The organism is Streptomyces sp. NPDC060232 (genome assembly GCF_042726555.1).
Lineage (GTDB): Bacteria > Actinomycetota > Actinomycetes > Streptomycetales > Streptomycetaceae > Streptomyces.
Genome location: NZ_JBHXAG010000004.1, coordinates 112,025 through 125,238 on the forward strand (window position 1 = coordinate 112,025; position 13,214 = coordinate 125,238).

General features: G+C 71.5%; 10 protein-coding genes. 9 read left to right on the forward strand and 1 reads right to left on the reverse strand.

Translation table 11 applies throughout. From position 1 onward, the window contains the following. Window positions 1-35: 35 nt before the first annotated feature. From ACFWFZ_RS08890 to ACFWFZ_RS08900, 3 genes are read left to right on the forward strand one after another with little or no spacing between them, the layout of a single operon-like run. Entirely contained in the window at window positions 36-233 is a 198-nt protein-coding gene (locus ACFWFZ_RS08890) for a DUF4244 domain-containing protein (RefSeq protein ID WP_387118688.1), read from the forward strand. 25 nt (window positions 234-258) lie between these two features. Next, window positions 259-606: a TadE family type IV pilus minor pilin gene (locus ACFWFZ_RS08895; RefSeq protein WP_387118691.1), complete on the forward strand. Its 348-nt coding sequence runs from the start codon at window positions 259-261 to the stop codon at window positions 604-606. Then, complete coding sequence (locus tag ACFWFZ_RS08900; RefSeq protein ID WP_387118694.1) at window positions 603-944, forward strand: Rv3654c family TadE-like protein; 342 nt, start codon at window positions 603-605, stop codon at window positions 942-944. Before ACFWFZ_RS08895 ends, ACFWFZ_RS08900 begins: the two co-directional genes overlap by 4 nt. A gap of 122 nt (window positions 945-1,066) precedes the next feature. Here ACFWFZ_RS08900 and ACFWFZ_RS08905 read toward each other — a convergent pair whose 3' ends face one another. Beyond that, window positions 1,067-3,541, reverse strand: coding sequence for a DEAD/DEAH box helicase (locus ACFWFZ_RS08905; RefSeq protein WP_387118697.1), 2,475 nt, complete (start codon window positions 3,539-3,541; stop codon window positions 1,067-1,069). 81 nt (window positions 3,542-3,622) lie between these two features. On the opposite strand from ACFWFZ_RS08905, the gene bldG reads away from it, so the two are divergent. The 6 genes from bldG to topA all read left to right on the forward strand — a co-directional run bounded on the left by bldG (window position 3,623) and on the right by topA (window position 13,069). Beyond that, window positions 3,623-3,964 (forward strand): anti-sigma factor antagonist BldG, encoded by a 342-nt coding sequence (gene bldG / locus ACFWFZ_RS08910; RefSeq protein WP_030028781.1) that lies wholly within the window; start codon window positions 3,623-3,625, stop codon window positions 3,962-3,964. A gap of 122 nt (window positions 3,965-4,086) precedes the next feature. Beyond that, on the forward strand, window positions 4,087-4,527 hold the full coding sequence (locus ACFWFZ_RS08915; RefSeq protein ID WP_387118700.1) for an ATP-binding protein: 441 nt from the start codon (window positions 4,087-4,089) through the stop codon (window positions 4,525-4,527). Between the two features lie 257 nt (window positions 4,528-4,784). Beyond that, window positions 4,785-7,184, forward strand: a complete 2,400-nt coding sequence (locus ACFWFZ_RS08920) for a sodium-translocating pyrophosphatase (RefSeq protein ID WP_387118703.1) — start codon at window positions 4,785-4,787, stop codon at window positions 7,182-7,184. A gap of 162 nt (window positions 7,185-7,346) precedes the next feature. Beyond that, window positions 7,347-7,916, forward strand: coding sequence for a small secreted protein (locus ACFWFZ_RS08925; RefSeq protein WP_387118706.1), 570 nt, complete (start codon window positions 7,347-7,349; stop codon window positions 7,914-7,916). A 146-nt stretch (window positions 7,917-8,062) separates the two neighbouring features. Beyond that, window positions 8,063-9,592, forward strand: coding sequence for a methyltransferase (locus ACFWFZ_RS08930; RefSeq protein ID WP_387118709.1), 1,530 nt, complete (start codon window positions 8,063-8,065; stop codon window positions 9,590-9,592). A 648-nt stretch (window positions 9,593-10,240) separates the two neighbouring features. Further along, window positions 10,241-13,069, forward strand: coding sequence for a type I DNA topoisomerase (topA, locus tag ACFWFZ_RS08935; protein WP_387118712.1), 2,829 nt, complete (start codon window positions 10,241-10,243; stop codon window positions 13,067-13,069). The last annotated feature ends 145 nt before the right edge of the window (window positions 13,070-13,214 follow it).

The window sequence follows — 13,214 nt, forward strand, 5'->3', positions numbered from 1 at the left end:
CACACATCAACAACGGAAATACACAGGAGGTTGCCATGAGGATCATCTGGTTGCGTGTGCGGGCGGCGCTCGGCGGTCGCGGGAGCGATGCGGGGATGTCCACGTCGGAATACGCCATGGGCACGATCGCGGCCTGCGCATTCGCGGCTGTTCTCTACAAGGTGGTGACGAGCGAGGTCGTCGCCACGGCCCTTCAGTCGACCATCGGGAAGGCGCTCGATGTGCCGTTCTGAGGGGAAGTCCGCAGGAGGCCGGGGAATGCGGGACCGCGGATATGTGACCGCGGAGGCCGCCCTGGTGATTCCGGCGCTGGTGCTCTTCGCGGCCATGCTGGTGTGGGCCCTGATGGCGGCTGCCGGACAGATCCGGTGCGTGGACGCGGCCCGGGCCGGTGCCCGGGCGGCGTCCAGGTCGGAACCTTCGGAAGTGGCGGTGGCGGCGGCACGCGAGGCCGCGCCGCCGCGGGCACAGGTGGAGCTGGAGCGGGTCGGCGACCTCTGGCGGGTCCGGGTGGCGGCGCCCGTTCCGGGGCCGGCAGGAATTCCGCTGCGGCTGGGCGCGCAGGCGGTGGCACTCGCCGAGGACAGCGTGGGGCCGCCGCCGTGAGCCGGGACCGGGGCTCGGCCACGGTCTGGGCGGCGCTCATGGCGACGGTGCTGGGGGCGGTGTTCGCGGGGGTGCTGCTGCTCGGCCAGGCCGTCGTGGCCCGCCACCGGGCGGCGGCGGCCGCGGACCTGGCGGCGCTCGCGGCGGCGGCGACCTGGGCGCACGGCCCGGACACGGCCTGCGCCACGGCGCTCCGGGTGGTTCGGGCACAGGGTGCGGAGCTCGCCGGGTGCCGCCTCGGGGGCGAGGTCGCCGAGGTGGAGGCCCGGGTCGAGGAGGGGCCTTTCACGCCCCGGATACGGGCGCGAGCGGGCCCGCCTCGGGAGTCGCCGGGCTGACGGCCCGCAGCTCCCGGATACGCCCCGGGCGGGTCCACCCTGGGAGTCGCCGGGCTGACGGCCCGCAGGGCCCCGTCCGGGGCACGCGGGGCCGCCCCGCCCGGGGGGCGTCCGGTAGGTGGTCAGGGCGGGGCGGGAGGGGCGTCCGAGGGGCTTTCGGAGAGGAGGCGGGTGAGTAGGCGGATGGCGCCGCGCTTGTGGAGGGGGTCGTTGCCGTTGCCGCACTTGGGGGACTGGATGCAGGAGGGGCAGCCGGCCTCGCACTCGCAGGCGGCGATGGCGTCGCGGGTTGCCGTCAGCCAGGCGCGGGCCGTATGGAAGGCCCGCTCCGCGAAACCGGCGCCGCCGGGGTGGCCGTCGTAGACGAAGACCGTGGGGAGGAGGGTGTCGGGATGCAGCGGCACGGAAACGCCGCCGATGTCCCAGCGGTCGCAGGTGGCGAACAGCGGCAGCATGCCGATGGAGGCGTGTTCCGCGGCGTGCAGGGCGCCGCCGAGGATCTCCGGGTTGATCCGGGCCTCGTCGAGCTGGTCCTCGGTCACCGTCCACCAGACGGCCCTGGTGCGCAGGGTGCGGGGCGGCAGGTCCAGCTTGGCCTCGCCGAGGACCTCGCCGGTGATCAGCTTGCGGCGCAGGTAGGAGACGACCTGGTTGGTCACCTCCACGGAGCCGAAGCAGAGCCGGGCCGAGCCCCAGGGGATCTCGGTCTCGGTTTCCAGGACGGAGATGGAGGTGGTGTCGCGGGCCGTGGTGGAGAAGGGCGGGTCCGCCGCCTCCACGAGGGCCGCCGAGCCCTCCAGGTCCAGGTGCTGCACGAGATACGTGCGGCCCTGGTGGAGGTGGACGGCCCCCTCGTGGACGGTGGTGTGGGCCGCCGACTCGTCGACCGTGCCCAGCAGCCGGCCGGTGGAGGCCTCGACGATCTGCACCGGGCGGCCGCCGCCGCCCCGGATGTCGGTCAGGTCCGAGGCCCGCTCCCGGCGGGTCCAGTGCCAGCCGGACGCCCGGCGGCGCAGCAGCTTCGCCGCTTCGAGCTGGGGGAGGAGTTCCTTGGTGGTCGGGCCGAAGAGGTCCAGGTCCGCCTCGGTCAGCGGGAGCTCCTCAGCCGCCGCGCACAGGTGCGGGGCGAGGACGTAGGGGTTGTCGGGGTCCAGGACGGTGGCCTCCACCGGTTGGCGGAACAGCGCCTCCGGATGGTGGACCAGGTAGGTGTCGAGCGGATCGTCGCGGGCGATCAGCACGGCCAGGGCGCCCTGGCCCGAGCGCCCGGCCCGGCCCGCCTGCTGCCACAGCGAGGCCCGCGTGCCCGGGTACCCGGTGATCAGTACGGCGTCCAGGCCGGAGACGTCGATGCCCAGCTCCAGGGCGGTCGTGGCGGCCAGCCCCAGCAGCTCGCCGGAGTGCAGGGCCCGCTCCAGGGCCCGTCGCTCCTCGGGCAGGTAGCCGCCCCGATAGGCCGCGACCCGGCGTGGCAGGGACCGGTCCACCTGCGCGAGGCGCTCCTGCGTGATCACGGAGATCAGCTCGGCGCCGCGCCGGGAGCGCACGAAGGCGACCGTACGGACGCCCTGGACCACCAGGTCGGCCAGCAGGTCGGCGGTCTCCGCGGTGGCCGTACGGCGTACGGGAGCGCCCCTCTCGCCCCGCAGCTCGGTGAGCAGCGGGGGCTCCCAGAGGGCGAAGACCACCTCGCCGCGCGGGGAGGCGTCGTCGGTGATCTCGATCACCGGTACGCCGGTCAGCCGGGACGCGGCGGCCGCCGGTTCGCTGGCGGTGGCGGAGGCCAGCAGGAACACCGGCTGCGAGCCGTAGCGGGCGCACAGCCGCCGCAGCCGGCGCAGGACCTGGGCCACATGGGAGCCGAAGACCCCTCGGTAGGTGTGGCACTCGTCGATCACCACGTAGCGAAGGGCGCGCAGGAAGGAGGACCAGCGGGGGTGGGCGGGGAGGATCCCCCGGTGCAGCATGTCGGGGTTGGTGAGGACGTGGTTGGCGTACTGGCGCACCCATTCGCGCTCCTCGACGGGCGTGTCCCCGTCGTAGACCGCGGGGCGGACGGCGTTGCCCAGCGGTGCGGCCAGGTCCCGTACGGCCCGCCGCTGGTCGGCCGCCAGGGCTTTGGTGGGGGCCAGGTACAGGGTGGTGGCGCCCCTGCCGTTCGGCGCCTGCGCGCCGTCCACGAGGGCCGAGAGCACGGGTGCGAGGTAGGCCAGGGACTTCCCCGAGGCGGTGCCGGTGGCCACGACGACGGATTCGCCGTCCAGGGCGTGTTCGGCGGCCGCGGCCTGGTGTTCCCACGGATGGCCGATCCCGGCGGACTGGATGGCGGCTACTACATCCGTTCGGATGCGGTCGGGCCAGACTGCATGACGGCCCTCCCGAGGGGGCAAGTGCTCCGTATGGGTGATGCGCGCAGAGCGGGAAGGCCCCCGTGACAGGCGGTCCAGGACCGTGTCGGGGGTGGGTCGGGAGTCCGCGTCTGCCGTGGGCCGTCCGGGACCGTGAGTGTTGGCCATCGGAACCGAGTGTGTCACCGGCGTGCGGGACAATGGTCGGAAGGCGTCGTGCGCGCCTGCCGGTAAGTGATTGAATGCCATTGCGGCAGCCAATCCCTCACCTACCTTCGGGTGGGGAGGCCCCTGGGGGGCGCCGCTCGATAGCAAGGTGCTGGAGGATCCGTGGACCTGTCCCTGTCGACTCGCACTGTCGGCGACCGTACGGTCGTGGAGGTCGGTGGCGAGATTGATGTGTATACCGCGCCCAAGCTGCGCGAGCAGTTGGTCGAGTTGGTGAACGACGGCAGCTACCACCTGGTCGTCGACATGGAGCGAGTGGACTTCCTCGACTCCACCGGACTTGGTGTGCTCGTGGGAGGCCTCAAGCGCGTCCGTGCGCACGAGGGTTCGCTCCGCCTGGTGTGCAACCAGGAGCGCATCCTGAAGATCTTCCGTATCACCGGTCTGACCAAGGTGTTCCCGATCCACACCACGGTGGACGACGCCGTCAACGCCACCGACTGACGCTTCCAGGCGGCCCCCGGCAGTCTCCGGGCAGCCGGGGGCCGACAAGGAGACCGGGGGTGCCGGGCCATGGATGGTCCGGGCCCCTGTCAAGGCACGCCCGTAGTCCGAGGGGGATGCGCATGGCCACCGTTGAACTGCGCTTCAGCGCCCAGCCCGAGCACGTCCGGACGGCCCGCCTGGTCGCGGCCGCCGTGGCGCGCAGGGCCGGTGTGGAGGAAGCCGTCCTCGACGAGGTCCGCCTCGCCGTGGGCGAGGCCTGCTCGCGTGCCGTCGGACTCCACCGGACCAACGGGCTGACCGCACCCGTCCGGGTGGTGCTGACCGAAGAGGACAAGACGTTCTCCATCGAGGTCGGCGACGAGGTCCCCGGACCGGGCGGGAGCCCGGCCGAGACCGTGTCCGGCATCGCCGCGGTCCAGGACTCCGACGGGGACACCGAGGACGAGATGGGTCTCGCGGTGATCAGCGGTCTCGTCGACGACGTCGAGGTGACCAGTGGGGAATCGGGCGGGAGCATCCGGATGAGCTGGCCCGTCTCGGCATCCTCCGACCTTCCTTGAGATCTACGGCGCGCGCATTCCCTCCTATCTTCTGATCTTTATCAAGGCCCTGCTGAGCAGGGCCTTTTTCATTCCTCTAGATCGACGATCAACCGTCAATGCCTTTGCCCCATTACCACTTTCGAGGGTAATGGAGTGACGCGATCTATTGCTGAGGAGCAGGAGCACGCCAATTGCGTTTCCTGCGCACTGTTTTGATCGGGGTGCGCTCCCTACAATCCGTCCACATCTTGAGCTCATCACGTCAAGGAGGACGAATGACGGGGCTCTTCACCCCACTCGCGCCGGATAGCACCTCTGATCTGGCATCCGCAGTACTCACCGATGACAATCGGCTCATCGTGATGGTCATTGCGGCCGTGGCACTCGCCGCACTCGTCGTGGCGCAGTTCCTGGTCCGCCAGGTCCTCGCCGCCGACGAGGGAACCGACAGCATGAAGAAGATCGCCGCGGCCGTCCAGGAAGGCGCCAACGCCTACCTCGGCCGACAGCTGCGCACCCTCGGCATCTTCGCCGTCGTGGTCTTCTTCCTGCTCTTCCTGCTCCCCGCCGACGACTGGAACCAGCGGGCGGGACGCTCCGCCTTCTTCCTCGTCGGCGCCATCTTCTCGGCGGCCACCGGCTACATCGGCATGCGCCTGGCGGTCCGCGCCAACGTCCGCGTAGCGGCCGCGGCGCGCCAGGCCACCCCGGCCGAAGGGGAGCCCGCCAAGGACCTGACCGAGGTCTCCCACCAGGCGATGAAGATCGCATTCCGTACGGGTGGCGTGGTGGGCATGTTCACCGTCGGCCTCGGCCTCCTCGGCGCCTCCTGCGTCGTCCTGGTCTACGCCGCCGACGCACCCAAGGTCCTGGAGGGCTTCGGTCTCGGCGCCGCTCTGATCGCGATGTTCATGCGCGTGGGCGGCGGAATCTTCACCAAGGCCGCCGACGTCGGCGCCGACCTGGTCGGCAAGGTCGAACAGGGCATTCCGGAGGACGACCCGCGCAATGCCGCGACCATCGCCGACAACGTGGGCGACAACGTCGGAGACTGCGCCGGAATGGCGGCCGACCTCTTCGAGTCCTACGCCGTCACCCTTGTGGCCGCGCTCATCCTCGGCAAGGCGGCCTTCGGCGACCTGGGCCTCGCCTTCCCGCTGATCGTCCCCGCCATCGGCGTCATCACCGCGATGATCGGCATCTTCGCCGTCTCCCCGCGGCGCAGCGACCGCAGCGGCATGACCGCCATCAACCGCGGCTTCTTCATCTCGGCCGTGATCTCCCTCGTGCTGGTCGCCATCGCCGTCTACGCCTACCTCCCGGCCAGCTACAAGGACCTCGTCGGCGTCGAGAACCCTGCCATCACCAACCACTCCGGGGACCCGCGCGTCCTGGCCGTCGTCGCCGTCGCCATCGGCATCGTGCTGGCGGCCCTGATCCAGCAGCTCACCGGCTACTTCACCGAGACCAACCGCCGTCCCGTCCGGGACATCGGCAAGTCCTCCCTGACCGGCGCGGCCACCGTCGTCCTCGCCGGCATCTCCGTCGGCCTGGAGTCCGCCGTCTACACGGCGCTGCTCATCGGCCTCGGCGTCTACGGGGCGTTCCTGCTCGGCGGCACGTCGATCCTGCTCGCCCTCTTCGCGGTGGCCCTGGCCGGCACCGGCCTGCTCACCACCGTAGGCGTCATCGTCGCCATGGACACCTTCGGACCCGTCTCCGACAACGCCCAGGGCATCGCCGAGATGTCCGGAGACGTCGAGGGCGCGGGTGCCCAGGTCCTGACAGACCTGGACGCCGTGGGCAACACCACCAAGGCCATCACCAAGGGCATTGCCATCGCCACCGCCGTACTCGCCGCCGCCGCGCTCTTCGGCTCGTACAACGACGCCATCGCCACCGCGGTGAAGGAAGTCGGGGCCAAGGCCGGGGAGATGAACCTCAGCCTGGACATCGCACAGCCCAACAACCTCGTCGGGCTGATCCTGGGCGCGGCCGTGGTCTTCCTGTTCTCCGGCCTCGCCATCAACGCCGTCTCCCGCTCCGCGGGCTCGGTGGTCTACGAGGTGCGCCGCCAGTTCCGCGAGCACCCCGGGATCATGGACTACAGCGAGAAGCCCGAGTACGGGCGCGTCGTCGACATCTGCACCAAGGACGCGCTGCGCGAGCTCGCCACGCCCGGCCTGCTCGCCGTCCTGACGCCGATCGCGGTCGGCTTCAGCCTCGGCGTGGGCGCGCTCGGCTCCTTCCTCGCCGGCGCCATCGGCACGGGCACGCTGATGGCGGTCTTCCTCGCCAACTCCGGCGGCGCGTGGGACAACGCCAAGAAGCTCGTCGAGGACGGCCACCACGGAGGCAAGGGCAGCGAGGCCCACGCGGCGGTCGTCATCGGAGACACGGTCGGCGACCCGTTCAAGGACACCGCCGGTCCCGCGATCAACCCCCTGCTCAAGGTCATGAACCTGGTGGCGCTGCTGATCGCGCCCGCCGTGGTGCAGTTCAGCTACGGCTCGGACAGCAGCCCGACCGTACGGGCGATCGTCGCGGTCCTCGCGATCGGCGTCATCATCGGCGCCGTGTACGTCTCCAAGCGCCGCGGCATCGCCATGGGCGACGAGAGCGACGGGACGGCCGAACGGGCGGCCCAGTCGGCAGACCCGGCGACGGTCTCCTGACGGAGGCACCGACGGCAGGACGGGCCGGGCCGGGCAGGGCCGGCCGTGCGCCCGAACGGCGGACAGGCGGTGCGGACTGACGCGCCGTCTGTCCGCCTTTCTGCGTCTCCGGAGGGCAGGCGTGTATCTTCCGGGCCGAGAGCCTTCGAAGGGACCAATCCGGTGAACAAGAAGCTTGCGGCCGCGTTGTCGGGCAGTGCGGTGCTGATGCTCCTCCTGTCCGGCTGCGGCGGAGACGACGGCGACGAGAAGGCCAACGCCTGGGCCAAGAAGGTCTGCGACCAGTGGCAGCCCGAACTCAAGAAGATCGAGACCGCCAACGCCGACGTCAAGCGCGTGGCGACGACGGAGAGCAGCAACCCCGACGAGGTCAAGCAGACGGACTCGGCGGCCTTCGCGACCATGTCCGAGTCGTACAAGACGATGGGCAGCGCCCTGCAGCAGGCGGGCGTCCCACCGGTCAAGGACGGCGCCTCCACCCAGGCGGCGGCGGTCCAGGGCTTCGAGTCGACGTCGAAGGGCTACGCCGACCTGAAGGCCAAGATGGACGCCCTCGACCCCGCGGACAAGACCAAGTTCGCCGACGGCCTCAAGGAGGTCGCGGGCGGTCTGCAGGAGGCGACGAAGGGCGGCCAGGACGCGCTCACCACGCTCAAGGCGGGCGGTCTGGACAAGGCCATCAACAACCAGAAGGGCTGCCAGGTGGCGGTGGGTTCGGCGTCGCCCCAGTAACCCGGCCGCGCAGAACCGCGCGGGGCCGCGCAGCGCCGTACGAAGACCCGGGCGGCCGGGCTCCCGTGAGGGGGCCGCGGCCGCCCTTTCGTGCGTACGGGCCCGTGGTGACCGGCAGGACGGGCCTCAGCGGACACAATGGACGGGTGAGTACCACCAGCCTCCCCACCCCCGACCACGCCGCCGAGCTCCGCAGCGCGATGCTGGCCGCCGGCTTCACCGCCGACGGCCTGCTCGACCTGCTCGGCGCCCCCGCCTACGCCGCGCTGGCCCGCAGTGAGACCGTGCCCGCCCTGCGCGCCACCCGGGGCGGCGGCGACGGCCCGCTCGCGACCCTGGTCCGGCTGTTCCTGCTCCAGCAGCCCGTGCCGTACGCCCATGCCGCGTCGGCGATGCCGGTCGAGGCCGCCCTGGCCGACGGCTGGCTGCGGCGCGAGGCTGCCGCCGACGGCGAGGACACCGTGCACGCCACCGTCGACGTGCGCCCGTATGGCGGCCCGGACGGCGAGGACTGGTTCATCGTCTCGGACCTCGGCTGCGCCGTGGGCGGGGCCGGCGGGATCGGCAGCCATGAGGAGGGCGTCGTCCTCGGCGTCGGCGGCGCTTCCACCACCCTGGCCGGGATCACGGTGCGCACCCCGGTCGGCTCCGCCCTCGACCTCGGCACCGGATCCGGCATCCAGGCGCTGCACGCCACCCGGCACGCGACGAGGGTCACCGCCACCGACGTCAACCCCAGGGCTCTCGGATTCACCCGTTTGACGCTGGCGCTCTCCGGGGCGCCCGAGGCGGAGCTGCTCGCCGGTTCGCTCTTCGAGCCGGTCGGCGAGGCCACGTACGACCTGATCGTGTCGAACCCGCCGTTCGTGATCTCCCCCGGCGCCCGGCTGACGTACCGCGACGGCGGGATGGGCGGCGACGACCTGTGCCGGACCCTGGTCCAGCAGGCGGGCGCGCGGCTCAACCCCGGCGGGTACGCGCAGTTCCTCGGGAACTGGCAGCACGTGGAGGGCGAGGACTGGCACGACAGGCTCCGCTCCTGGGTGCCGCGCGGCTGCGACGCCTGGATCGTGCAGCGTGACGTGCAGGACGTGACGCAGTACGCGGAGCTGTGGCTGCGCGACGCGGGCGACCACCGCACCGACCCCGCAGAGTACGCGCGGCGGTACGAGGACTGGCTGGACGAGTTCGACGCGCGCAAGACGAGGTCCGTCGGCTTCGGATGGATCACCTTGCGCCGGACGGACGCGGCCGAGCCCTCGATCGTGGTCGAGGAGTGGCCGCACACGGTGGAGCAGCCGCTCGGCGAGGCCGTCCTCGCACACTTCGCCCGCCAGGACTACCTGCGCGAGCACGACGACGCTGCCCTGCTGGAGGCCCACTTCACGCTGGTGGAGGAAGTGGTCCAGGAACAGGTCGGCCCGCCCGGCGCGGAGGACCCGGAACACGTCGTGCTCCGGCAGAACCGCGGAATGCGGCGCGCCACGAAGGTCGACACGGTCGGCGCGGGCTTCGCGGGGGTGTGTGACGGCTCACTGAGCGCAGGGCGGATCCTGGACGCGATCGCGCAGCTGATGCACGAGGACCCCGTGATGCTGCGGGACCGGACCCCCGAGGCCATCCGGCTGCTGGTCGAGCAGGGCTTCCTGGAGCCCGTGGCGCGCCCCGGGCAGTAGCCGGCAGCGTGACGCAGGCCGGGGATCCGCCCGGCGTGTCCCCGGGGCCGGAAGTGTGTGCCGGACCGTGGGGTCCGGGGGGCCCGAGAGCGGCCCGGGGGCGAGGGGTAGCGGCGCGGAATGGCGGTCCGGCGATCTTCGCGGGGGCCGTGTTCCCGCTGCTCGGGGCCGCTCCGCAGGCCTGGACGGGAGCGTGCGCCGGCCGCGGTGCGCCGGTGGCCTGCGGTGCGCGCCCCGTCGTGGTCGAAGTGGTGGTTCCGCTTTTCCGGCGGGGCTTCGGTGAGGGCCTCGCCGGGGTTTCGGCGGGAGGCCTCGGTGGCGGTTTCGGTGAGGGTTTCGCCACCCTCGGGGCCCGGCGCGCCGCACGGCCCCGCCGCCGCCGCGGGGGCCGACGACGACCCTGGCACCGGCCCGGAATGCCGGTGCGGGACGGGGTACGGGCGCGGGGCCAGACGGCCCCCCGGCCACTCGGCCCGGTGATCGGGAAGGGGCGGGCGCGGCATCCGGGCGGCAGAAACGGCACTTGTCGGGTTACCGTTCGAGTGGCCGTTGCGGGCTTGTGCCGTTTGACACGGGGGCGGGTTGTACCGTCACACTCCGCAGCGTCGCCGTACTGCGACCGAGTGCCGACCGGAGAGAAGAGCCAAGTTGTCCCCGACTAGCGAGACCGCAAAGGGCGGCCGCCGACTCGTCATCGTCGAGTCCCCAGCCAAGGCGAAGACGATCAAGGGCTACCTCGGCCCGGGATACGTCGTCGAGGCGAGCGTCGGGCACATTCGCGACCTCCCGAACGGCGCGGCCGAGGTTCCCGACAAGTACACCGGCGAGGTCCGCCGCCTCGGCGTGGACGTCGAGCACGACTTCCAGCCGATCTACGTCGTCAACGCCGACAAGAAGGCCCAGGTCCGCAAGCTCAAGGAGCTGCTGGCCGAGTCCGACGAACTCTTCCTCGCCACCGATGAGGACCGCGAGGGCGAAGCCATCGCGTGGCACCTGCAGGAAGTCCTCAAGCCCAAGGTCCCCGTCCACCGGATGGTCTTCCACGAGATCACCAAGGACGCGATCCGCGACGCCGTCGCCAACCCGCGCGAGCTGAACCAGCGCATGGTCGACGCCCAGGAGACCCGCCGCATCCTCGACCGCCTCTACGGCTACGAGGTCTCGCCGGTCCTGTGGAAGAAGGTCATGCCGCGCCTGTCGGCCGGACGCGTCCAGTCGGTGGCCACCCGCCTCGTCGTCGAGCGGGAGCGTGAGCGCATCGCCTTCCGCTCCGCCGAGTACTGGGACCTGACCGGAACCTTCTCCACCGGCCGCGCCGGGGACCTGTCCGACCCGTCGTCGCTGGTCGCCCGCCTGAACACGGTGGACGGCAAGCGCGTCGCGCAGGGCCGTGACTTCGGCGCGAACGGGCAGCTCAAGAGCGAGGTGCTGCACCTCGACGAGGCGGGCGCCCGGGCGCTCGCCGCCGCGCTGGAAGGCGCCTCGTTCGCCGTCCGGTCCGTCGAGTCCAAGCCGTACCGCCGTTCCCCGTACGCGCCCTTCCGTACGACGACGCTCCAGCAGGAGGCCTCGCGCAAGCTGGGCTTCGGTGCGAAGGCGACGATGCAGGTGGCGCAGAAGCTGTACGAGAACGGCTTCATCACCTACATGCGTACGGACTCCACCACGCTGTCCGACACCGCGGTGTCGGCGGCCCGGGCGCAGGTCACCCAGCTCTACGGCGGCGACTACCTGCCGGAGAAGCCGCGCGTCTACGCGGGCAAGGTCAAGAACGCGCAGGAGGCGCACGAGGCGATCCGCCCCTCGGGTGATCGTTTCCGCACCCCGGCCGAGACCGGGCTGACCGGCGACCAGTTCCGCCTGTACGAGCTGATCTGGAAGCGCACCGTCGCCTCCCAGATGAAGGACGCGGTCGGCAACAGCGTCACCGTGAAGATCGGCGGCCGTGCCTCCGACGGGCGCGACGCCGAGTTCAGCGCGTCCGGCAAGACGATCACCTTCCACGGCTTCATGAAGGCGTATGTCGAGGGCGCGGACGACCCGAACGCCGAGCTCGACGACCGTGAGCGGCGCCTGCCGCAGGTCGCGGAGGGCGACGCGCTCGCCGCCGAGGAGATCACGGCGGACGGCCACTCGACCAAGCCGCCGGCCCGCTACACCGAGGCCTCGCTGGTCAAGGAGCTCGAAGAGCGCGAGATCGGCCGCCCGTCGACGTACGCGTCGATCATCGGCACGATCCTCGACCGCGGCTACGTCTTCAAGAAGGGCACCGCCCTGGTGCCGTCCTTCCTGTCGTTCGCCGTGGTCAACCTGCTGGAGAAGCACTTCGGCCGGCTCGTCGACTACGACTTCACCGCGAAGATGGAGGACGACCTCGACCGCATCGCGCGGGGCGAGGCCCAGTCCGTGCCGTGGCTGAAGCGCTTCTACTTCGGCTCCGAGGACGCCACCGAGGTCGTACCGGCCGACGGCGACCACCTGGGCGGTCTGAAGGAGCTGGTCACGGACCTGGGCGCGATCGACGCAAGGGAGATCTCCTCCTTCCCGGTCGGCGAGGGCATCGTGCTGCGCGTCGGCCGCTACGGGCCGTACGTGGAGCGGGGCGAGAAGGACGCCGAGGGCCACCAGCGCGCCGACGTCCCCGACGACATGGCGCCGGACGAGCTGACGGTCGCCTACGCCGAGGAGCTGTTCGCGAAGCCGAGCGGCGAGTTCCAGCTCGGCAAGGACCCGGTCAGCGGGAACGAGATCGTCGCCAAGGACGGCCGCTACGGGCCGTACGTGACGGAGGTCCTTCCCGAGGGCACCCCGAAGACCGGCAAGAACGCGGTCAAGGCGCGGACGGCCTCGCTCTTCAAGACGATGAGCCTGGACACCGTCACCCTCGACGACGCCCTGAAGCTGATGTCGCTGCCGCGGGTCGTCGGCGCGGACGCCGAGGGCGTGGAGATCACGGCGCAGAACGGCCGCTACGGCCCGTACCTGAAGAAGGGCACGGACTCGCGGTCCCTGGAGACCGAGGACCAGCTCTTCACGATCACGCTGGACGAGGCCCTCGCCATCTACGCGCAGCCCAAGCAGCGCGGGCGGGCCGCGGCCAAGCCGCCGCTGAAGGAACTGGGTACGGACCCGGTCAGCGAGAAGCCGGTGGTGGTCAAGGACGGCCGCTTCGGGCCGTACGTGACCGACGGCGAGACGAACGCGACGCTGCGGCGGGACGACGACGTCGAGACGATCACGCCGGAGCGGGGCTACGAGCTGCTCGCGGAGAAGCGGGCGAAGGGCCCGGCCAAGAAGACGGCGAAGAAGACCGCCGCCAAGAAGGCCCCGGCGAAGAAGGCGACCGCGACGAAGACCGCGGCAGCGAAGAAGACCGCCGCCAAGAAGACGACGACCGCGAAGAAGACGGTCGCGAAGACGGCGGCGAAGAAGACGGCGGCGAAGAAGACGGCCGCAGTCCCGGCCGCGGACGAGTAGTCGCGACGAGAGCCCCGCGCCCGGCGCGGGGCTCTCGCGTATGCGTCGTTCAGCCCGGTCGGTGTGGGCGGTTCGCGGTCCGGGGCAGAGCCCCGCCACGGCGCCGGGCCGCTTCCCGGAAGGTGGGTCCGGGGTCACACCCGAC

Coding starts and splice junctions, on each gene's coding strand:
- ACFWFZ_RS08890 (WP_387118688.1), top strand. CDS start 36: ATGAGGATCATCTGGTTGCGTGTGCGGGCGGCGCTCGGCGGTCGCGGG.
- ACFWFZ_RS08895 (WP_387118691.1), top strand. CDS start 259: ATGCGGGACCGCGGATATGTGACCGCGGAGGCCGCCCTGGTGATTCCG.
- ACFWFZ_RS08905 (WP_387118697.1), bottom strand. CDS start 3,541: ATGGCATTCAATCACTTACCGGCAGGCGCGCACGACGCCTTCCGACCA.
- ACFWFZ_RS08915 (WP_387118700.1), top strand. CDS start 4,087: ATGGCCACCGTTGAACTGCGCTTCAGCGCCCAGCCCGAGCACGTCCGG.
- ACFWFZ_RS08920 (WP_387118703.1), top strand. CDS start 4,785: ATGACGGGGCTCTTCACCCCACTCGCGCCGGATAGCACCTCTGATCTG.